At 34.7% G+C, this 20,389-nt stretch carries 18 protein-coding genes; 10 read left to right on the top strand and 8 right to left on the bottom strand.

The features are described 5' to 3' along the window. The first annotated feature begins 8 nt into the window (after positions 1–8). Entirely contained in the window at positions 9–1,118 is a 1,110-nt protein-coding gene (locus CLV73_RS13150) for an LptF/LptG family permease (RefSeq protein WP_100377863.1), read from the top strand. Here CLV73_RS13150 and CLV73_RS13145 read toward each other — a convergent pair. Then, a complete protein-coding gene (locus tag CLV73_RS13145; RefSeq protein WP_100377341.1) occupies positions 1,112–1,825 on the bottom strand; it encodes a biotin--[acetyl-CoA-carboxylase] ligase in 714 nt (237 codons plus the stop codon). The genes CLV73_RS13150 and CLV73_RS13145 overlap by 7 nt on opposite strands. An 86-nt stretch (positions 1,826–1,911) precedes the next feature. Between CLV73_RS13145 and rsfS the strand changes: the two genes are divergently transcribed. The 6 genes from rsfS (at position 1,912) to CLV73_RS13115 (ending at position 8,101) form a co-directional block, all read left to right on the top strand. Next, positions 1,912–2,280, top strand: a complete 369-nt coding sequence (gene rsfS / locus CLV73_RS13140) for a ribosome silencing factor (protein ID WP_100377340.1) — start codon at positions 1,912–1,914, stop codon at positions 2,278–2,280. A 16-nt stretch (positions 2,281–2,296) separates the two neighbouring features. After that, a complete protein-coding gene (ftsH, locus tag CLV73_RS13135; RefSeq protein WP_100377339.1) occupies positions 2,297–4,309 on the top strand; it encodes an ATP-dependent zinc metalloprotease FtsH in 2,013 nt (670 codons plus the stop codon). Between the two features lie 134 nt (positions 4,310–4,443). Continuing rightward, complete coding sequence (locus CLV73_RS13130) at positions 4,444–5,025, top strand: LUD domain-containing protein (RefSeq protein WP_185116775.1); 582 nt, start codon at positions 4,444–4,446, stop codon at positions 5,023–5,025. A 25-nt stretch (positions 5,026–5,050) separates the two neighbouring features. Then, on the top strand, positions 5,051–5,935 hold the full coding sequence (locus CLV73_RS13125) for a phosphatidate cytidylyltransferase (protein WP_100377337.1): 885 nt from the start codon (positions 5,051–5,053) through the stop codon (positions 5,933–5,935). Continuing rightward, positions 5,932–6,585: a phosphatidylserine decarboxylase family protein gene (locus tag CLV73_RS13120; RefSeq protein ID WP_100377336.1), complete on the top strand. Its 654-nt coding sequence runs from the start codon at positions 5,932–5,934 to the stop codon at positions 6,583–6,585. Before CLV73_RS13125 ends, CLV73_RS13120 begins: the two co-directional genes overlap by 4 nt. A 187-nt stretch (positions 6,586–6,772) precedes the next feature. After that, on the top strand, positions 6,773–8,101 hold the full coding sequence (locus CLV73_RS13115) for a peptide-N-glycosidase F-related protein (protein ID WP_100377335.1): 1,329 nt from the start codon (positions 6,773–6,775) through the stop codon (positions 8,099–8,101). A 49-nt stretch (positions 8,102–8,150) separates the two neighbouring features. Here the strand turns inward: CLV73_RS13115 and CLV73_RS13110 are convergent, their stop codons facing one another. From CLV73_RS13110 to CLV73_RS13095, 4 genes are all read right to left on the bottom strand, one after another. Further along, the gene (locus CLV73_RS13110; protein WP_100377334.1) at positions 8,151–8,498 is read right to left on the bottom strand and encodes a DUF1801 domain-containing protein; all 348 of its coding nucleotides are present in this window, start codon (positions 8,496–8,498) and stop codon (positions 8,151–8,153) included. A 22-nt stretch (positions 8,499–8,520) separates the two neighbouring features. Further along, complete coding sequence (locus tag CLV73_RS13105) at positions 8,521–10,359, bottom strand: ABC transporter ATP-binding protein (protein WP_100377333.1); 1,839 nt, start codon at positions 10,357–10,359, stop codon at positions 8,521–8,523. Positions 10,360–10,411: 52 nt separating this feature from the next. Continuing rightward, the gene (locus CLV73_RS13100; RefSeq protein ID WP_100377332.1) at positions 10,412–11,335 is read right to left on the bottom strand and encodes a M28 family peptidase; all 924 of its coding nucleotides are present in this window, start codon (positions 11,333–11,335) and stop codon (positions 10,412–10,414) included. A gap of 229 nt (positions 11,336–11,564) precedes the next feature. Then, positions 11,565–11,954, bottom strand: a complete 390-nt coding sequence (locus CLV73_RS13095; protein ID WP_100377331.1) for a DUF4293 family protein — start codon at positions 11,952–11,954, stop codon at positions 11,565–11,567. A 145-nt stretch (positions 11,955–12,099) separates the two neighbouring features. Between CLV73_RS13095 and rho the strand changes: the two genes are divergently transcribed. After that, positions 12,100–13,914 carry a transcription termination factor Rho gene (gene rho / locus CLV73_RS13090; protein WP_100377330.1) on the top strand — a complete coding sequence of 605 codons (1,815 nt, stop codon included), beginning with the start codon at positions 12,100–12,102 and terminating at the stop codon, positions 13,912–13,914. A gap of 53 nt (positions 13,915–13,967) precedes the next feature. Here the strand turns inward: rho and CLV73_RS13085 are convergent, their stop codons facing one another. Beyond that, entirely contained in the window at positions 13,968–14,921 is a 954-nt protein-coding gene (locus CLV73_RS13085; protein ID WP_100377329.1) for a hypothetical protein, read from the bottom strand. A gap of 164 nt (positions 14,922–15,085) precedes the next feature. On the opposite strand from CLV73_RS13085, the gene CLV73_RS13080 reads away from it, so the two are divergent. Further along, entirely contained in the window at positions 15,086–15,682 is a 597-nt protein-coding gene (locus tag CLV73_RS13080) for a superoxide dismutase (protein WP_100377862.1), read from the top strand. Positions 15,683–15,733: 51 nt separating this feature from the next. On the opposite strand, the gene CLV73_RS13075 is transcribed toward CLV73_RS13080, so the two are convergent. Next, entirely contained in the window at positions 15,734–16,153 is a 420-nt protein-coding gene (locus CLV73_RS13075) for a DUF6146 family protein (protein WP_100377328.1), read from the bottom strand. Between the two features lie 51 nt (positions 16,154–16,204). Next, the gene (locus CLV73_RS13070; RefSeq protein ID WP_100377327.1) at positions 16,205–17,404 is read right to left on the bottom strand and encodes an endonuclease/exonuclease/phosphatase family protein; all 1,200 of its coding nucleotides are present in this window, start codon (positions 17,402–17,404) and stop codon (positions 16,205–16,207) included. A gap of 238 nt (positions 17,405–17,642) precedes the next feature. On the opposite strand from CLV73_RS13070, the gene CLV73_RS13065 reads away from it, so the two are divergent. Beyond that, on the top strand, positions 17,643–20,381 hold the full coding sequence (locus CLV73_RS13065) for a TonB-dependent receptor (RefSeq protein WP_100377326.1): 2,739 nt from the start codon (positions 17,643–17,645) through the stop codon (positions 20,379–20,381). The last annotated feature ends 8 nt before the right edge of the window (positions 20,382–20,389 follow it).

Genomic DNA, 20,389 nt, shown 5'->3' with positions numbered 1-20,389 from the left:
GAGAGATGATTACAATTATAGATAAATATATTATCAAAAAATATCTTGGGACATTCAGTTTCATGCTGATATTGTTGTCTATAGTTGTATTGGTAATCGATGTTCAGTCAAAGATTCCCAGGATACAGACTGCGACAGAACTGGATCCTAAACTAAACGTGACTTATTTTTTGATCCATTTCTATCCGTTCTGGATTATCAATCTGGTCATGACGTTTCTGTCTATTCTGGTCTTTATTTCAGTGATTTACTTTACCTCAAGAATGGCAAATAATACAGAGATTGTTGCCGTAATAAGCAGTGGGGCTAGTTTTCACCGTTTTGCAAGACCCTATTTATTGACCTCTGTTTTCATTGCAGGGATTTCCCTTGTGATTAATCATTTCGTACTACCCTGGGCAAATATTAAGAAAAATGAGCTCGAAGCTTATACTTACAATGCCAGAAATAAGGAAAAAGTATTGGGAACGGCACCTGCTTCGGCACAAATAAGCCGTACGGAATATATTTTCGTTAATTCCTGGAATAAAAGAGAGCAAAGAGGTTCCGGATTTATTTTTCAAAAGTTCGATAAGGACAGAAAAATGATTTACGAACTAAAAGCTTCAGATGTATATTGGGATAAGGATAAAAAGCAGTTTGTTCTTAATAGTTATCTTGAAAAAACAATAAATAAAGACAATTCAGAAAAGCTTGGAAATGGTGCTGAATTAAGAAAAAGCTATGGACATAGCCCGGAAGAGCTCTTTCCGAATGAACTTTTAGGACAGAATAAGACAACTCCTGAGCTTCTGAAATTTATTGCCAGAGAGAAAGAAAAAGGAAACAGTAATTTAAATACCCATTTAAATGAGCTCTATCAGAGGACTTCAATGCCTGTTTCTATTATTATTCTTACGTTTTTAGCGCTTTCATTATCTTCCCAGAAAAAAAGAGGAGGGTTAGGAATTAACCTGGCCGTCGGGATTTCTTTAGCCTTTGTTTTTGTTTTTTCCTTTGAAGCGTTAAAAGTGGTGTCTGAAAATAAAAGTATGTCGCCGATTCTGGCAATGTGGTTTCCCAATATTGTCTTTTTCCCTCTTGCTGCCTATTTATATCTTAAAAGAGCTAATCAGTAAAGAAGCTTTATTTCTTTGTGGTAAAAAGATTGTAATCCGCTTTCAAGTTCAATCCAGAGTTCGCCTTTTTCATCGGCGTGTCTTATAATGCCATTTTGTCTTTTCTGGTCGAGCTCGAAAACCGAAATCTGATCCTTTCGGAACAAATAGTCGTTGAATTGATTCAAAATTTCTTGTTCTGAAGGAATGTTTTGAAGTTTTTCAACCAAAAAATCATGTAAGTTTAAAGTAAATTGATTAATATCAAAATGCTTTCCTGTCTGCGTTAAAAGGGAGCCTGCATTGGATATTTCGTCAAATTTTTCCTGCAGGATATTGAATCCGGCCCCAATGATGAAATAATTATTTTGATTAATTTTTTTCTTTTCTATTAAAATTCCAACGATTTTTTTATTTTTAAGGATGATATCGTTTGGCCATTTTATCTCTACTTTATTTTCAGTCAGATTGGCAAGAAAATCTCTAATGATAATTGCGGTATAATAATTGAACATAAAATCTGAAACCAAAATGTTTTGGATCTTTACCGCCAGTGTATAAGCTAAATTTTTCCCTGCAGTCGCAGCCCATGTATTTCCGTACTGTCCGCGACCCTGAGTCTGATTATAGGTGTGCACCGAAATAAAATCTGAGTGATCATAAAGTAAAAACTTTGATATTTCGTCATTAGTAGAAGAGCATTCTTTTAGATAGAATAATTGGCTCATTTAAGAAAACTTTAAGACATTAAGGGGGTAAAAGTAAGGCTAAAGTAAAAGAAAAACAATAAATTTGCAGATTATAGTATTTTTTAATGAATAAAACAGCAGAAAAACAAGAATTATTAGATAAAATCGTTGAGGCTATCCAGGATGTAAAGGGTGAAGATATTATGATCTTTGATCTTTCCAATATCGAAAACTCTGTAGCTGAGACATTTGTGATATGTAGCGGAAACTCGAATACACAGGTTGCTGCTTTGGCAGGAAGTGTTGAGAAAAAAGTAAGAAACGAGCTTAAAGAAAGACCATGGCATGTAGAAGGTACAGAAAATGCAATGTGGGTTTTGGTAGACTACGTTTCTGTGGTGGTTCACATTTTCCAAAAACAAGTACGTGAGTACTATGATATTGAGGAACTTTGGGGAGATGCCAAAATCACAAAAATTGAGAATGAATTTTAAATTTTAAAAAGTATAAATGAACAATAAGGGATTTAACTGGTTTTTTCCAATAATAATCATTGCTCTTTTGTTATTCGTTGGCTCCAATTTTTTAGGAGGAGACGGTGCAAAATCTATGGATGAAGATGCTTTCTTCAGAGAAATGCAGGCGGGAAAAGTTCAGAACATTATAATTTATAAAGATACTGAAAGAGCGGATGTATTCCTTACAAAAGCGGCGAAAACAGCAACGGTGGACAAATCAAAAGAAAATGATCCTCTTGCTGCCTTTTCAGTAGCTCCGAAAGCTGATTTTACGGTTAAATATGGAGATCTTCAGCTTTTTTTACAAAAATTTGATCAGGTAAAAGCTGCTAATCCGGCTTTAGCAACTACAAAAGACTACGGAACAGGAAAAAATCCAATGATGGAAATTCTTGTTCAGGCATTAATCTGGATTACAATCTTAGGAATATTTTATTTCTTCCTTTTCAGAAAAATGGGAAGCGGAGGTGGACCTGGAGGGCAAATTTTCTCTATCGGGAAATCTAAAGCTAAGCTTTTTGACGAAAAAGAAAGAATACAGGTAACGTTCAAGGATGTTGCGGGATTAGAAGGGGCGAAAGAAGAAGTACAGGAAGTGGTAGATTTCTTGAAAAATGCTGAAAAATACACAAAATTAGGAGGTAAAATTCCTAAAGGTGTACTTTTAGTAGGGCCTCCGGGAACGGGTAAAACTTTATTGGCAAAAGCGGTTGCCGGTGAAGCTAAAGTACCTTTCTTCTCGCTTTCAGGTTCAGATTTCGTAGAAATGTTTGTAGGGGTAGGAGCTTCGAGAGTAAGAGATTTATTTGCTCAGGCTAAGGCAAAATCTCCTGCTATTATTTTCATTGATGAGATTGATGCAATTGGTCGTGCAAGAGGTAAAAACAATTTCTCAGGCGGAAACGACGAAAGAGAAAATACATTGAACCAGTTATTGACTGAAATGGATGGTTTCGGAACCGATACGAATGTTATCGTAATGGCTGCAACCAACAGAGCGGATATTTTGGATAAAGCTTTAATGAGAGCAGGTCGTTTTGACCGTTCCATTTATGTAGACCTTCCGGAACTGCATGAAAGAAGACAGATTTTTGATGTTCACTTGAAAAAAATCAAGCTTGATGATAATGTAGACAGAGAATTCTTGGCAAAGCAAACACCTGGATTCAGTGGAGCGGATATTGCAAATGTTTGTAATGAGGCAGCATTAATTGCTGCAAGAAATAATCATACTTCGGTAACGAAACAGGATTTCCTTGATGCTGTAGACAGAATTATTGGAGGTCTTGAAAAGAAAAATAAAGCCATTAAGCCATCAGAAAAAAAGAGAGTGGCTTATCACGAAGCTGGTCACGCTACTATTTCATGGTTGGTTGAGCATGCTTCACCATTGTTGAAAGTAACAATTGTGCCGAGAGGACGTTCATTAGGGGCGGCTTGGTATTTGCCTGAAGAAAGACAATTGACAACAACCGAGCAAATGCTGGACGAAATGTGTGCAACATTAGGAGGTAGAGCTGCAGAACAGGTTATTTTTAACAATATCTCTACAGGGGCGCTTTCTGACCTGGAAAGTGTTACGAAGAGAGCTCAGGCAATGGTTACGATTTATGGTTTGAGTCCGAACATCGGTAATATTTCTTATTATGACAGTTCAGGCCAGTCTGAATATTCTTTCGGAAAACCTTATTCTGAAGAAACGGCGAAAAAAATCGATATTGAAATTAAAGCAATTATCGAAAATCAATATGACAGAGCGGTTCAGATTCTGACTGAAAATAAAGATAAACTGGATGCTTTGGCAAACAAACTGTTGGAAAAAGAAGTAATTTTCCGTGAAGATTTAGAAGAAGTATTCGGAAAAAGAGCTTGGGACCCGGAATTAACGGAAAAGCCTGTAACAAATACTATTCCTAATGGGAAAGAAAATACAGAAGAAATAGAAATTAAAGATAAAGAAGAGGAAAGCGAAATTCAGGCTCCTGAAAGCTCTTCTCAACTATAAAATCTTAAAAAATAAATAAGTTTAAACCTGGCAACTCTAAATTGTCAGGTTTTTTCATATTTATAACCATATTTTTGGAATCTATTATGATTTATTTTCTATTTTTGTATAAAGTTGACTAAAAATAGATTAAGTTGAATTTATTCAAGAAGATTGTAAGCAAACTTACCAACCAGCCTGAGGAAGAGGATAAACAGAGCCTGGAGAAACTTGGAGATTCGTTGAAAAATGCGGATCTTGATTATAAGTTTGCGCAATTGTTTACGCATTCGGGAGGTTTTTTTAATTATTGTGCAGATGAAGGAGAAGCGTTACAGACTTTAAATCAAATCATTAAAATAGAGGGGATTACCAATCTTTTTTGCTGGGATAAAGAGCTTCAGAATTTTTTAAATGTTGTAAAGGCTCCTTATACTCCGGATCTGGAATCTTCTAACGACTGTGCTTTTATTACCTGCGAATATCTTATTGCTTACGACGGGAGAATAATGCTGTCCCATAATAATATTCTTCATTATCACTCTTCAAGGTTACCAAGCAAAATTATCATCATCGCAAATGTTTCTCAGATAGTAAATAACCTCAATGATGCGATGGGAAAGATCAAAAGAAATGGTAACATCAAAAATCTGACTTCAATCAGCGGTAATCAATCAAAAATGGACACTTCTTCTAATTCTAATACGAAGTTGTTTTTATTGCTGCTTGAAGATTAAGCATCAACTTTCTAAATTTTAAATTTTGGACAAAAACCTTATTCAACGAACCCTTTCCGGAATTGTATATGTTGCAATTATTGTTTTATGTGTTACTCCATTGGGAGCGAAACTGATTAATTCTATTTCTCCGGATTTGGTTAAACAACAATATCTTTATTACGGACTGATTACATTTTTAATGCTTGTAGGAACCTGGGAATGCGTAAAAATTATGCAGTTTGGCAACGGATATGAAAAATGGGTGGTGCTGCCTCTTATTGCATTTATCTTTTATCTCTTTTCTAAGCGATATTTTAACTATGGTTTCTTTTTTGATTTCAGATTAAGCGAAATATTGGCGATTGTTCTAATTTTAATCGCTGTGGTTACCTTATTTAAGTTTTCAAGTGAATTATACTATGACAGCGGAAAACTGATTTTTACAGTGATCTATATAGCTCTCCCTTTCTCTTTCGCATTGGGACTTCCGAAATTTACCTCTTACGACGATACATTTTCTTTAGAAGTGCTATTTCTTTTTATTTTGATATGGAGCAGCGATACTTTTGCTTACCTAACCGGGAAATTTTTCGGAAAACATAAAATGGCTCCTAAAATCTCTCCTAAAAAAACATGGGAAGGCTATATTGGTGGAGTAGTACTGACATTGGTTTTATCTTATTTTATAGAACATTATCATCCTGATCTTCGGGGGAACTGGATGATCGTAGGTTTTTTGGTGGCTGCATTCGCTCCATTGGGAGATTTGGTGGAAAGTCAGCTGAAGAGAAATTTCGGTGTAAAAGACAGTGGAAATATCATTCCGGGGCATGGTGGAGTATTAGATAGGCTGGATAGTTTTTTAATCTGTGTTCCTGTCGTATATTTGTACTTTATTTTAGCTAAATTTATTTATATAATCTCATGAAATTACACAAAGAGTCGAAAGGAACAATTACAGTAGCTACCATATTGTTCGTCATATTAGGCGTATTAGCTATTTATTTCCTTAAAATCTGGTCGTTACTTATTATTCTGCCTTTGTTGGTAATATATAGTTTGGTATTTTGGTTTTTCCGGGTTCCTGATCGTAACATTTTAGATCACAGAGAAAATGTGATAGCGCCGGTTGACGGTAAGGTGGTGATGATCAAAGAAGTGGACGAAGATGAATTTATTAAGGGAAAAGCAATTCAGGTTTCTATCTTCATGTCTCCGCTAAATGTTCATATTTGTAGATATCCTGTATCAGGAAACGTAATTTACAAGAAATATCATCCTGGAAAGTATCTGGTAGCCTGGCACGAGAAATCTTCCACAGAAAACGAAAGAACAACAGTTGCTGTCGAAACTTTAACAAACCATAAAGTGGTTTTCAGACAAATTGCAGGATATGTAGCGAGAAGAATTGTTTTCTATTGTAATGAAGGAGATGCAGCAAAAGCAGGACATGAGTTTGGGTTTATCAAATTCGGTTCAAGAATGGACGTTTTCCTGCCTCTGGATACTGAAATCATCTGCAAGATAGGTGATATTACTAAAGGAGGTTTAGATGTGATCGCCAAACTAAAAGATTAAGATTTATCAAAATATTAAAAAAGACTGTTTCGGAAGAAGCGGTCTTTTTTGTTTAAATAAGTTTGATTTATTAAAATGTAAATTATATTTCAACGAATTATATTTTTTAATATATTTAAATGTTTAACCTTGTTTATTTTTATTCAAAATTGTATTTTTGTTGCAAAATCATAAAATTTAGGTTTGAATGAAAAAAATTCTATTTCCTTTAATGCTCTTTGCCGGCTTTTTTAAAATGGCAGCACAGACTACTATAAATGTCTTTTCACAGGTTGTTTTTTACGACGGATATGCTGCAAATGTTTCCAATCCGGTTCCGGCAAATACAATTCGATTGGCGAATTACAGATATGCCAGAAAACTAAGTGATACTGAACTGAATTCTTTTCAGAATAAAATTCAGATGAATGTAAATATCGGAGCGCTCTGCGATAATTATGACCGAATAGGAGGTGTACATATTGCCTTAGTTCCCAAAAATCAGGCAACTTATACATTGAGTGATACAGGAGTGAAAAGATTTGAAATAGGGAGGTATATTACTCCTTTCATGAATAAAAATATTTCTCCAACTACAGTTCCGTACACTTATGAAGTAGATAATCTGTATGCGGTGTTCAGTAATGTAACTTTACGAAATACGTATGATATTTATGTGGAGCTTGATGTTTTTGGAGTTCCTTATGCAGCCAATACCCAGGTAGTAGGCTGTTCGGGGAGAAATGATGTTTTTGAGGGCACTCTGAATTTTGTAACGTATAATGATCCTTCAGTTACTACTTCGTATAATAATCTGCTTCCGCTATTAGACTCCAATGAGTTGAATAATTATAATAATACGGACCAAGCCGGAGAAACAGTAAGGTTGGTTAATTTTAATGTAAACCAAAGCACGGATAACGCTAAGTTTTTCATAATTTCCACACCCCATGGAGCCAATACCAATGGAGAGGAATATGTAAGAAGGCAAAATCAGGTTTCATTAGATAATGCCCAGGTTCTAACTTTTACTCCGGGTGGAAAATCCTGTGAACCGTACCGAATGTACAACACGCAAGGAAATGGAATATACGGAACATCTGTAAAAACTACGGCTTGGTGGACTTCTTGGAATAACTGGTGTCCCGGAGATTCCGTACCAATCAGAAGTTTTACATCTCCTACGCTTACTGCTGGAAGTCATGTACTAAAGTATGAAGTTCCGACTGCTGTTTTTTACGGACAGGATGGAAGGATAGTTCTTTCTATTTATATGCAAAGCAATAATCAGCTTTTGTCTGTGAAAGATGTTTCTACCATAGATGTGTCAATTTATCCTAATCCTACTGCAGATTTTGTAAACATAAGATCGGATAAAAAAGTGAAGAATATTCTTGTCTATTCTTTAGACGGAAGAAAATTAAATGAGGTAAAAGATTCTAAGGTGGATATGACTCCGTATTCTGCCGGGACATATTTGCTGGATATTACGTTGGAAGGAGGAACCCAATTTAAACATAAGATCATTAAGAAATAATCTAATATCTGTCAAATAAAATAAGAGAATCCATTGGGGTTCTCTTATTTTATTTGATGTATTGCTTTACTTCATTAATTAAGCCTAAAATAAAATCTAAAGGCAAATCTTCATTCCCATCGATTAAAAGGATTTTAAACCTCTTTCTGCCCTCCTGTAGGAGTAAAGGATGATTTAGTTTGTCCCCATGATAGAAACTTATATAATGCTTCTTGTGTTTTTTGCTATAATACAAATAGCACAGCATTTTCTTTTTATACTTAAAAAACGGCAATCCAAAGCTTAATGTTTCCGTGATATTGTCTGGATCAGATTCGAGGATCTTTTTGCGTAAAAAAAGAAGAGTACTTCTTTCAGGCTCATCGATTCTGTAGAAGTACTCTTGTATAGGATTCATTTTTAAAATGATTTAAATATTTTTAATCAAAGTTTTGAAGCTCAACCAATTTGTGATACACTCCTCTTTTGGCAATAAGATCGTGATGAGTTCCCTGTTCCATAATATCACCTTTTTCCATTACCACGATCCAGTCCGCTTTCTGAATTGTTGAGAGACGGTGAGCAATGACTAAGGATGTTCGGTTTTCCATCATTTTTTCCAACGCATCCTGAACAAATCTTTCGGATTCTGTATCCAATGCTGAAGTGGCTTCATCCAGAATCATAATCGGTGGATTTTTCAATACGGCTCTCGCAATAGAAACCCTTTGTTTCTGACCTCCGGAAAGTTTTCCGCCGTCGTCTCCGATATTGGAATCATATCCATCAGGAAGATTGGTGATGAATGAGTCTGCATTGGCGATTTTCGCGGCTGCAATTACCTCTTCTCTTGTCGCATCAGGTTTACCCATCAAAATGTTATTATAAACAGTATCGTTGAATAAAACGGACTCTTGAGTTACCATTCCTAATAACTTGCGGTATTCTTTTAGTTTTAAATGTTTAATATTAACTCCGTCAATTAAAATTTCGCCTTCGGAAACATCATAAAATCTGGCTAAAAGGTTCGCAATGGTTGTTTTTCCACTACCACTTTGTCCAACAAGCGCAACGGTTTTTCCTTTCGGAATACTTAATGAGAAGTTTTTAAGAATGGTATGGTCTTTATCGTAATAGAACCCAATATTATTAAATTCAATAGCATTATTCAGGGTAGAAATTGCAACAGGTTCTGCTACCTCATCAATTTTTACATCTGCATCAAGGATTTCTAAAACTCTTTCAAGAGATGCTTCTCCTTTCTGAACATTGGAGATTGACTGGGATAAACTTTTAACAGGAGGTAAAATTTGGAAGAAAATACCCAGAAATACAAGGAAATCTGCAGGAGAAATGCTTTGTTCTACGATAATTTGTTTCCCACCATACCAAGCGATAATTAAGAATGTCACTGAGCCTAGAAACTCACTCATTGGCGATGCAAGCTCCTTTTTTCTTCCCAATCTTATGGAGCTGTTGATCCATCTTTGCATAGACTGCATGAATCGGTTGTCCATTATTTTTTCTGCACTGAAGATCTTAATTACTTTTGTGGACTTCAATGTTTCATCTACAATAGAGAAAATGGTTCCCATTTCGTTTTGAGCTTCATGAGAATCCTTTTTTAAACTTTTCCCGATTAAGGCAATCATGGTTCCCATTACGGGTAATACCAACAGTGAGAAAAGTGTCATTTCTGTACTCAGGAAGAATAGTGTTACCAATGTACTGATCAACATAAATGGTGCATTGATCAATTCTACCAGACTTCCCAAAATATTTCCTTCTACTTCACCCACGTCGTTTGACATACGCGACATTAAATCTCCTTTTCTGCTTTCTGTAAAAAAAGAAACCGGCAAAGAAAGAATCTTTCTGTACATAGCTCCACGAAGGTCTTTGGTAACTCCTACACGATAATTGATCAGTAAAAATGAACCCAAATATCTGAAAAGATTTCTCAGTAAAAACATAAAAGCAGTGATGATACACAGCCAAGCCAGTACCTTAAGCGCTCCATAGTCAGTAACCAATGTTTGTACATAGTAATTGGCATATTCTTTTATGTAAGAAAAAAAGTCTAAAATTTTTCCCGAATAAACAGGTGGATGGCTATATTTTTTAGCCTCAATGGTTCCGAAAAGCATTCCCAAAACCGGCAAAATTGTTCCTAAAGAAGCAATTTGGAATACAGAATACAACAAATTGAAAAATAAACTTCCATAAATGTATTTCTGGTGTGGTCTTGCGAATTTTAAAATTTTTTGATACTTATTCATTCAATGAAAAAATTGGATAGCAAAATTACATAATTTAAACGATAAGACGTTTCTAATTGAAATTTACTTTGTCGTTATATTTCGGATTAAAATTTTGGGGATTTATCTTCTTTAAAGTTTTACCAAGATTATTGATAATTTGAGTCAGATTCTCAAAGTCAACCACATGGAGATCGTCACTTTCATTATGATAATGAGAAGCTTTCGTCATATCAACCGTTGAAAAAGAATGAGCAATAATTTTCTTTTTCACAAAATTTACGTTGTCTGATCTGTAAAATAATTGTTCCGAAGCATATGGATCAGGATGAATCTTTAAGCCATTCACTGCATTTTTATTGAATAGCTCATCAAGATCGGAGAACTCGTCACCTGTCATGAATAATGCATTTTTCCCGAACTGGGATTCTGTAGCCACCATTTCAAAATTGAAAAGAGCGGTCATATTGTTATAAATTTTGTCTAATGCTTTATCTTCGGAAATTGCTCTGGAGCCAAGCATTCCTTTTTCTTCCCCATTAAAAGCCATAAACACCATGGAAAACTCAGGCTTTTCATTTTTAAAATAATCGGAAATTCCTACCAATGTAGTAATTCCGCTTGCATCGTCATCGGCTCCGTTGTAGATATTATCCCCGCTTTTATTGCTGGTTCCTATATGATCAAAATGCCCTGAAAAACCAAGGTATTTATCTGTCTTCCCCTTTTTTACTCCGCAAACATTATAGACTGTTTTTCCTTTATAATTAAATGGAACCAGGTAAGAATTTCCGGTGCAATATTCCAGATTGTTTTCTTTGAAGAGTTTGGCTATGTAATTGGCTGCGTTTTCATTTTCCTGGGTTCCGATTTCACGACCTTTCATTTCATCTGAAGCCAATGTAGCCAGAACGGTGTTGATTCTTTCCCTGGAAACTTCTTGTGCGAAAGAAAATATAGAGAAAAGTGAGAATGTAAGATAGGTTAGTTTTTTCATTGTTTTAGATTTACTAAATAATCTGTCGCAAGTTTAATAAAAATGTTGCATCTGAATTTTCCTTTCTCACAAATTGCACAGATTTCACAAATACTTATCTCATGATATTATAAATTTTTAAAAGAAAAATAGGCACAATAATCTGTGAAATTTGAGTAATCTGTGGGAATATCTATAAAAAAACAGCTCCTAAAAAGAAGCTGTTCTCACTCAAAAAATCGTTGTAAGGTTATCGAAGCCTGTCTACAGATTTTACGAGCCTGTCATCTTTCTTGATGTAAATATTTGCAATAAACAAACAGATCATCGCGATCAATGGAAAAATTGGCTCAATACCCTTCTCAGGAAAATGAACTCCTCCGGATAATTTTAGTAACCAGTAAATCAATATACCAATCAACAAAGCGTTTATAATGATGCTGATCGTATTCAGCAAAATCTGTCTTTTTCTATTTTTAAAGCTGAATACACTCAGCAATCCGACCAAAACAAGTACAATACAGGCAATATTAAGTACAGGGAAACTGTCAGAAATGATAACATCTTGCCCTGTAACGAACAGAAACACAGCAGCCAAAACTGCTAAAAAAGTCCATATAGTCTGTATTCTTTGTAGCATTGAATATTAAATTCTAGGCAAAAATAATATAAATTTTGCACAATTCAAAAATAAGTGTAGATTTGCATTATACGAATGTACTTGAAAACAACAGTCACCGGACTTACTTTTCTTACTCACAATTAATTACATTTTTACATTAAATATGTTTAACATTGAAACGTTAAGGTCAAAATCCGTAACGGACTTGACTAAAATCTTAAAAGATTTAGGCGTTAAAGTTGCAAGAAACAGCAATGAGAATGATAAAATCTTTGCGATTCTTGACTTTCAGGCTTCCAACCCTAAAGTTGCTAAAGATTATTTCAACGCCACAGAAAGTAGCATGACTACTGAGGAACCTCCTGTAGAGAAAGCAGTAAAGGCTCCAGCAAAAAAAGCAGCTCCTAAAAAAGCCGCTCCAAAACCTAAAGCAGAAGCAAAGCCGCAGATTGAAGAAAAGGCAGAAGAAAAAGAAATTGCTGTAGAGGAACCAGTAAAAGAGGAACCAAAAATAGAAATTAATACTGAAGATACTCCTAATGAATCTGCTCCTGCAGCGAATGCTAAGAAGAAAAGGAAACGCGTTCCTTCCGCTAATGCAGGCAACTCTGAAAATCCCCAGGAAAAAACAGAAGTTTCAAACAATACAGAATCTCCAGAAACTGCTTCCGCAGACGAAAAGCCGGCTTCTCCTCAACATCAGGCTAGACCTCAAAAAGGTCAAAATCATCCGCAAAACAACGGAAACCAGCATAAAAATCAACAACACCATAATCAACATCAAAATCAGAATAAGCAACATCAGCAGCATTCTGAAAGAAATGATGAACATCAACACCAGGAACCGAAGAAGGAGTTCAACTTTGATGGAATGGTAAGTATTGAAGGAGTTTTAGAAATCTTACCGGATAATTATGGTTTTTTACGTTCCTCAGACTTTAGTTATATCTCTTCTCCGGATGATGTGTATGTTTCTACTGCACAGATCAGAAATTTCGGATTAAAGACAGGAGATACTGTAAAAGGTATTGTAAGGTTACCAAAAGAAGGCGAAAAATATTTTTCTTTATTAAGGCCTACTGAAGTTAACGGACGTGATCTTGCTTTTATTAAAGACCGTGTTGCTTTTGAATATTTAACACCTCTTTTCCCTGAAGAAAAATTTAATCTGGCAGGAAGCGGATCCACAATTTCTACAAGAATTGTTGATTTGTTTGCTCCAATTGGGAAAGGACAAAGAGCAATGATTGTTGCCCAGCCAAAAACGGGTAAAACAATGTTGCTGAAAGATATTGCCAATTCTATTGCGGCTAATCATCCTGAGGTATATATGATGGTTCTTCTGATTGACGAACGTCCGGAAGAAGTTACCGATATGGAAAGAAGTGTAAATGCAGAAGTAATTGCCTCTACATTTGATGAAGCGGCAGATAAACACGTAAAAGTTGCCAATTTAGTTCTTGCTAAGGCACAAAGAATGGTAGAATGCGGTCATGATGTAGTTATTTTATTAGATTCAATTACAAGATTGGCAAGAGCTTATAATACGGTTACACCTGCTTCAGGTAAAGTATTATCAGGAGGGGTTGATGCCAACGCTCTTCATAAGCCGAAAAGATTCTTTGGGGCTGCAAGAAAGATTGAAGGAGGCGGATCTTTAACAATTATCGCAACAGCACTTATTGATACAGGTTCTAAAATGGATGAAGTAATCTTTGAAGAATTCAAAGGAACGGGTAACATGGAACTTCAGCTAGACAGAAAAATTGCAAACAGAAGAATTTATCCTGCCATAGATTTAGTAGCATCCAGTACCCGTAGAGATGACCTTCTTTTGGATGAAGTAACTTCTCAGAGAATGTGGATTTTAAGAAAATATCTTTCTGAAATGAATCCTATAGAGGCTATGGAATTTGTGGATAAAAATATCAAAGGAACTCTGAACAATGAGGAATTCCTAATGTCTATGAATAAGTAAATTAATTTAATATTGTTAAGAAAAAGCACAAACCTTAGAAGGTTTGTGCTTTTTTATTTTTTATTCGGATTTAAAATTCCTGTTTCGAGAATTAGTTCATTGTTTTTTGCAGTAAACTGATCTGTTGAAAGTATAGGAAATGTTTTCTTTATAGTTTCCTGTTCAGAATGCACAGTATTATTATGAAGTGTTTTTACCTTTTCAAAAGTAACAGGGTTTCCGTTGATCAGTATATTTTTTTGAATTATTTTAATATAAGGAATATCTTTATAATAAAGATAGTCTGAATCTTCTTTGAATCTTGGTTTTTCAGCGAAATCAATGGTATATCTGTACTGCTCTAAAAATGATAGTATATTTTTATTCATCCTTATTTTCTTTCCCGGAAATGCGAGAGACCCTATGGTTGTTATGGTATGAGATTTCAAATCTTCAACAGTCATTGTTAGCCAGGTATGCTCGTACTTTCCCCAGCTGAAATAGGTTTTATCAATATCAACATTTTGAATAGATGTACCCGGTACGTAGCCATCTTTTTTGATCGTTATTCTATAATTTCCTTTATTCCATCCAATGGGGTTCCTTACACTGATGAAATCTCCTTCTGTGTCAGAACTTATATAATATCCAGTAGTTTTTAAAGCGTTTTTATTTCTTTCATTCCATCTGGAAAAGATACCGTTAAATGGAATGGAGTTTTCCTGTTGATTAGTTTTAAAATCAATCCCGTCTCCTTTGGTTTGTAGACCTGAATAGATAGGGATTTCGTTGAATTCAAGATTCAAGGGCGCAATGTAGAAATAATAATTTTTAGGGATATAATTTTTCACTTCTATATCTATTGAGATTGACTGAAAATTTTCCACATCCTCTTTCAATTGATAAAAGGTGTTGGTGTAATGCAGAGGAGGCAGGATTATGCTATCTGCAGGTTTGGATTGTGCTTGCAAAATTTTGCAACTGCTTATTAAAAGTATGGTGAGAATACAAGTTGTTCTGGTGTTCATGATCACAAATTTAAAGATGTTTTTGTGACAGTAAATATTTATTTAAAATTAATTCGTTCTAAATCAATATATCAATGTTAAAGATTTATTAAAGTAATCTTCATTTTTTGAATATAGGTTAAATTATGGCTAAATTTGGGTTAATAACATTAAAAAATAAAATTATGTCATTTGAATTACCAAAACTAGGATATGCTTATGATGCATTAGAACCGACTATCGATGCAAGAACTATGGAAATCCACCATACAAAGCACCACCAAGCATATATCGACAATTTAAATAATGCAATCAAAGGTACTGATCTGGAAGGAAAAACAATAGAAGAGGTCTGCCAAACAGGTACTGATAAACCAGCGGTAAGAAATAATGGTGGAGGTCACTTCAACCACTCTTTATTCTGGGAAATTCTGACTCCGGGTGGAAGTAATGAGCCTGTAGGCAATGTAAAAGCTGCTATAGAAGCTTACGGAGGTTTTGAAAAATTCAAAACTGACTTTTCTGATGCTGCTAAAACAAGATTCGGTTCAGGATGGGCTTGGTTGATAAAAAATTCTGACGGCTCAGTTTCTGTTTCTTCAACTCCGAACCAAGATAATCCTTTAATGCCTGTTGCAGACGTAAAAGGAACTCCAGTTTTAGGACTTGACGTTTGGGAACATGCTTACTACTTAAACTACCAAAACAGGAGACCTGACTATGTAGCAGCATTTTTCTCTGTAGTAAACTGGGATAAGGTTGAGGAGTTATTCAACAAATAATTGCTTATTATTATAGCAAAAAAGGTTCAGAATTATTCTGAACCTTTTTTGCTATCTAATAACATCGGCTCCGGAAAGTCCGTTCATCCGAAGTTTATATTTCCAGCTGACATAAGCAAAAACCTGGTAGAGTTTGTATTCAAATTTAATTCCGTAATTTTCTTTCGGATCATAATCAATAGACGATTCGATAATATTTCTGTATTTTCCTGAATAGTAATAGGAATTCCATTCGTTAACTAAAAAAGTATTTTTTGTTTTCAAATAAGATTCTGAATATTGGCTTATCGGTTTCGCAACCGCATTTAAAAAATAGTCAAATTGAGTGTCTAATACAGTTAGATCCCATTCTCCATCTTCATTTTTTGAAGGTTTCATCTCGGATTTTTCTTTATTATTTCTAGTTTCAGTTTGCGCTATACAACTGAAGGGTAAAAGTGAAATAATTATAAGTAAAATTATATTTTTCATATATATAAATTTACATAAAAAAAGCACTCAAAATGAGTGCTTATCTTGAATTTATTTTTTTATATATTCTTTCTGAACTATTGAGACCGCTGGGAAGTGGTCGCTGTATCCTCCGGTAAATCTGTCTCCGTCCCAAGAACGTAAAGGATAGCCTTTCCACTGTCCTTCCTTATTAACTAAATAAGACGGAGCATAAATTTCTGCTTTATAAATAGAATAAGTAGGGGTTATTTTTTCTGTTGAATACAAATTCTTAGAAATAATAATCTGATCAAATAAGTTAGGAGCATCTCTGTAAGCTAGAGAAGCGACTCCGGCTTTATATAATTTGTACATTAAATTATAGTAAGGATATTTATCTGAAAGCTCACTTGGATCTCCTACTGCATTTAAATATTTTTTCAAACTTGGACTTACCGGATCGTCATTGTAATCTCCCATTGAGAATAATTTGATGCCCGGATTTTCGGCTGTTACTTTATCCATTTCATTTTTTAAAGTAGTTGCAGCGGCATTTCTTTTAGCTTGGGAAATAGCCTCTCCTCCTCTTCTGGATGGCCAGTGATTCATAAAGATCCCGACTTTTTCACCATCCAATAATCCTATAGCCACTACAATATCACGGGTGTATTCTCTTTTTCCATCTTCATCAAAAATTTTGATTTCTTTTTTATACGAATTCTGTACAGAAAATCTTCCTTTCTGATAAATAATAGCCACATCAATCCCTCTGGCATCATAAGAATTAAAGTGCACAATACCATAATTGCTTCTGGCTAAAGCAGGTTGTTTTATCAAATCTTCAACTACTTGTCTGTTTTCTACTTCAATAAGTCCACAGATTGCAGGGTTGTCATTGGTATACTGTCTTCCTAATTCCGAGATGACTTTCGCTTCATTTGCTAACTTCTGATTATAAAACTTTGTTCCCCATCTTTTAGGACTGTTGGCTGTAAAATCGTCTGCTAAGATTTGCTTACGGATTACTTTTTTACCAATTAGAAGATCATCACTCCATTCTCCCTTATAATCTTCAGTAGTTTCTAAAAACTTTAACGAATCTAATGGAACACTTCTGTGAAATGCAGGATTAGAAACAGCTAGAGTTCCGTTGATATAATCAGCAGAAGGGATGGTGTCCCAAAGGTTTTCAACATTCAAAAATCCAATAGCGGCTCTTTTTACTTGTTTCTGCTGAGAAAACGTAAATCCGAAACAAAAAATGGCAATAAGGATTAAATATTTTTTCATATTCTTAGTATTTTTAAAAAAATGAGGGGGTAAAAGTACTAATTTTATATAAGAAAAAAGATTAAAAAAAATTAATAAATATTTTTTTGTAATTAATTGTAAAAAGGTGATATTTTTAGGATAATAATCATAGGTTAAGAAAAATTAATAGAATAAATTATTAAAAATGTTTGAGTTAATGAAAATAGTTCTAAATTTGTTGCCCCTTAATTAAAGAAGGAGTTAAAAAAGTTTATATATGATAAAAAAACTATCCCTAATCTCTTTGTTTACTTTATTGCCTGCGTCTTATTACTTTGCACAAACTACTGTTTTTGCGTACGTTAAGGATCAGGAAGGTAAACCTTTGGAGAGAGCAGAAGTGGATCTTGCACAGTCCGTAAATGATGTAACTGCGGATAAAATTGGATATTTCCAATTTGTAGATCTAAAGCCGGGTCATTATCTTATTACGGTTACGAAACCAAATTTTGAATCTAAAATTATAGAGTTTGATGTAACTGCCGATGAGAAAAGAAAGAATCTAGGTGTTATAACACTTAGTAACAATGTAGGTTCATCAGATGCTGGTGTGGTTGTTGTTGATGATTCTGCAAGTGATACTGAAGACGGAGGTTCTGCAATGCAACCTACAGTAGGTCTTTTAAGTTCGGGGAGAGATGCATTTCAGAATGTATCTGCTTTTGAATTAGGAGCATACTGGTTTAGACCAAGAGGTGTAGACAACAGATTTGAGGATGTGTTTTTCAATGGAATTCCTATGTCTAAAAATGACGACGGAAGAATTGATTTCAGTAATTGGGGTGGTTTAAATGATGTAACAAGATATCCATACGAGAACGTAGATAATATTACCCCTTCAGAATATACTTTTGGTAACCTGGGAGGTGTTGTTTACTATAATACAAGAGCTTCCAGCTACAGAAAACAAACCTCATTAGCCTATTCATTTACTAATAGAAGTTATTTGAACAGAGCTTTGGCAACTTATTCTTCAGGTTTATCTAAAAAAGGTTGGGCATTTACTTTCTCTGGAAGCAGAAGATGGGGAGACAGAGCTATTATAGACGGTGTATACCAAGATGCTTATGCATACTTTGGATCAATTGAGAAACAGTTCAGTGATAGACATTCCATCAACTTAACTGGTTTTGGCTCTCCAACTTACAGAGCTTCTAACTCTCCGAATACCCAAGAAGTATATGATATTATGGGAAAAAACTATAATTCATACTGGGGATGGCAAGATGGAGAGAAGAGAAACTCAAGAATCAGACACGTATTTGAACCGGTCTTTATGCTGACTGATTATTTAAAAATCGGTAAAAACTCTAACTGGATCAATACTGTTTCTTATCAGTTCGGAAGCGATGCAAGAAGCAGACTAGACTGGTTCCATGCTGCGGATCCGAATCCGACTTATTATAGAAAACTTCCTGGATATGGTCTTTTAACAGAGGATGAGTTTAGAGCTCAGTCTCAGATCAATTGGAATGATTTGTATAGCGCCAACCGTCTTAATCTTAAAAATCCGGATGGATCAGATAGAGGAGCGGTTTATTCAGTCGTAGAAGACGTTAACAAAGACCAAACATTCAACTTTGCTTCTCACTTTGATACAAGATTAAAAGATAACTGGAAATTAAATATCAACTTCAATTATCAGAATCTAAGGTCTGATAACTTCAGAAGAGTAAAAGATTTGCTAGGTGCAAACTTTGCTTACAATCAAAATGCTTTTGACGGAGATGTAAGCTACAATATTGATGATCCGAATATACAGGCAAAAGAAGGAGACAGAACTCAGTATTCTTATCTGCTTACCAAAAACCATTACTCATTGAATGTTTCATCAGAGGTTGATTTCAACAAATGGAATGTAGTGGCATCTATTTTTTCTTCTTATTCAGAATCTTACAGAGAAGGAAACTACAGAAGTTACAGATTCCAGAATAACTCTAAAGGAAAAAGTGCGGTTTATGATGCTTTGGATGCAGGGATTAAAGCAAAAATCACTTATAAAATCAATGGAAAAAACTTTATTGTTTACGATGGAGCGTTTTTCAGTTTAGCACCAACATTTAATGAAATCTATATTAACCCGAGAACTGTAGATTTCTTAACTCCAGGAGTTAGAAACCAAGTCATTAATTCAAATGATTTGAGTTATATCATGAGAGGTCAGATCTTAAAATTAAGACTTTCAGGATTCTATACAACAATCAGCAATGCTACAGAAATCTCTAGATACTATGCCGATGTACAAAGTGGTTCTGGAACTGCTTTGAGTACTTTGGTAAACGAAGCGATGAGTAACGTAAACAAAAGGTACATAGGAGCAGAGCTTGGTTTTGATGTAAAAATACTTCCTACCTTAAATGCAATTGGAGCTGCAAGTGTTGGAGAGTACAAATACACAAGCGATGCTGATGTTTCTACGTTTGATGATATTAATCGTTTTAGAGGTGAAGATTTTTGGAGAGGAAAAGCACAGGTTAAAAATTATAAAGTTGCCGGGACTCCTCAAAAAGCATTCTCTTTCGGATTAAAATATAACTCTCCAAAATATTGGTGGGTTGGAGCTTCCGCCAATTATCTGATGGATCAGTATGTTGATATTTCTGCATTGAATAAAACGCCTTATTTCTACACAGATGCAGGAGGGAATCCTATTGAAGCGGCTACTCCAGAACTTGTAAAGCAACTGACGGCTCAACAGAAGTTTGACGATCAGTTTATGTTAAATGCGAATGCCGGAAAATCTTTCGTTTTCGGAAAATATAGAATGGGAATTAGTATTTCTGTAAATAATATTCTAAACAACAGAAATTATGTAACCGGTGGTTTTGAACAAGGTAGAAATGTAAACTTTGATGATGCACTTGCAGATTCTCAAAGAGCAAGACCTTATTTTAGTCCAAAACTTTGGTATGACAAAGGAATCACTTTCTTTACTAACGTTTATTTAAGATTCTAAAAAAATAT

Origin of the sequence: Chryseobacterium geocarposphaerae (genome assembly GCF_002797535.1) — a bacterium.
Lineage (GTDB): Bacteria > Bacteroidota > Bacteroidia > Flavobacteriales > Weeksellaceae > Chryseobacterium > Chryseobacterium geocarposphaerae.
This window is presented reverse-complemented; position numbering and strand designations above follow the sequence as displayed.

Bases quoted from the DNA above. Each gene is read 5' to 3' on its own strand.
- CLV73_RS13075 (WP_100377328.1), bottom strand. From the start codon at position 16,153: ATGAAAAATATAATTTTACTTATAATTATTTCACTTTTACCCTTCAGT.
- CLV73_RS13110 (WP_100377334.1), bottom strand. From the start codon at position 8,498: ATGAATCCTATACAAGAGTACTTCTACAGAATCGATGAGCCTGAAAGA.
- CLV73_RS13145 (WP_100377341.1), bottom strand. From the start codon at position 1,825: ATGAGCCAATTATTCTATCTAAAAGAATGCTCTTCTACTAATGACGAA.
- rho (WP_100377330.1), top strand. From the start codon at position 12,100: ATGTTTAACATTGAAACGTTAAGGTCAAAATCCGTAACGGACTTGACT.
- CLV73_RS13100 (WP_100377332.1), bottom strand. From the start codon at position 11,335: ATGAAAAAACTAACCTATCTTACATTCTCACTTTTCTCTATATTTTCT.
- CLV73_RS13095 (WP_100377331.1), bottom strand. From the start codon at position 11,954: ATGCTACAAAGAATACAGACTATATGGACTTTTTTAGCAGTTTTGGCT.
- CLV73_RS13065 (WP_100377326.1), top strand. From the start codon at position 17,643: ATGATAAAAAAACTATCCCTAATCTCTTTGTTTACTTTATTGCCTGCG.
- CLV73_RS13070 (WP_100377327.1), bottom strand. From the start codon at position 17,404: ATGAAAAAATATTTAATCCTTATTGCCATTTTTTGTTTCGGATTTACG.
- CLV73_RS13085 (WP_100377329.1), bottom strand. From the start codon at position 14,921: ATGAACACCAGAACAACTTGTATTCTCACCATACTTTTAATAAGCAGT.
- ftsH (WP_100377339.1), top strand. From the start codon at position 2,297: ATGAACAATAAGGGATTTAACTGGTTTTTTCCAATAATAATCATTGCT.
- CLV73_RS13105 (WP_100377333.1), bottom strand. From the start codon at position 10,359: ATGAATAAGTATCAAAAAATTTTAAAATTCGCAAGACCACACCAGAAA.
- CLV73_RS13080 (WP_100377862.1), top strand. From the start codon at position 15,086: ATGTCATTTGAATTACCAAAACTAGGATATGCTTATGATGCATTAGAA.
- CLV73_RS13120 (WP_100377336.1), top strand. From the start codon at position 5,932: ATGAAATTACACAAAGAGTCGAAAGGAACAATTACAGTAGCTACCATA.
- CLV73_RS13115 (WP_100377335.1), top strand. From the start codon at position 6,773: ATGAAAAAAATTCTATTTCCTTTAATGCTCTTTGCCGGCTTTTTTAAA.
- rsfS (WP_100377340.1), top strand. From the start codon at position 1,912: ATGAATAAAACAGCAGAAAAACAAGAATTATTAGATAAAATCGTTGAG.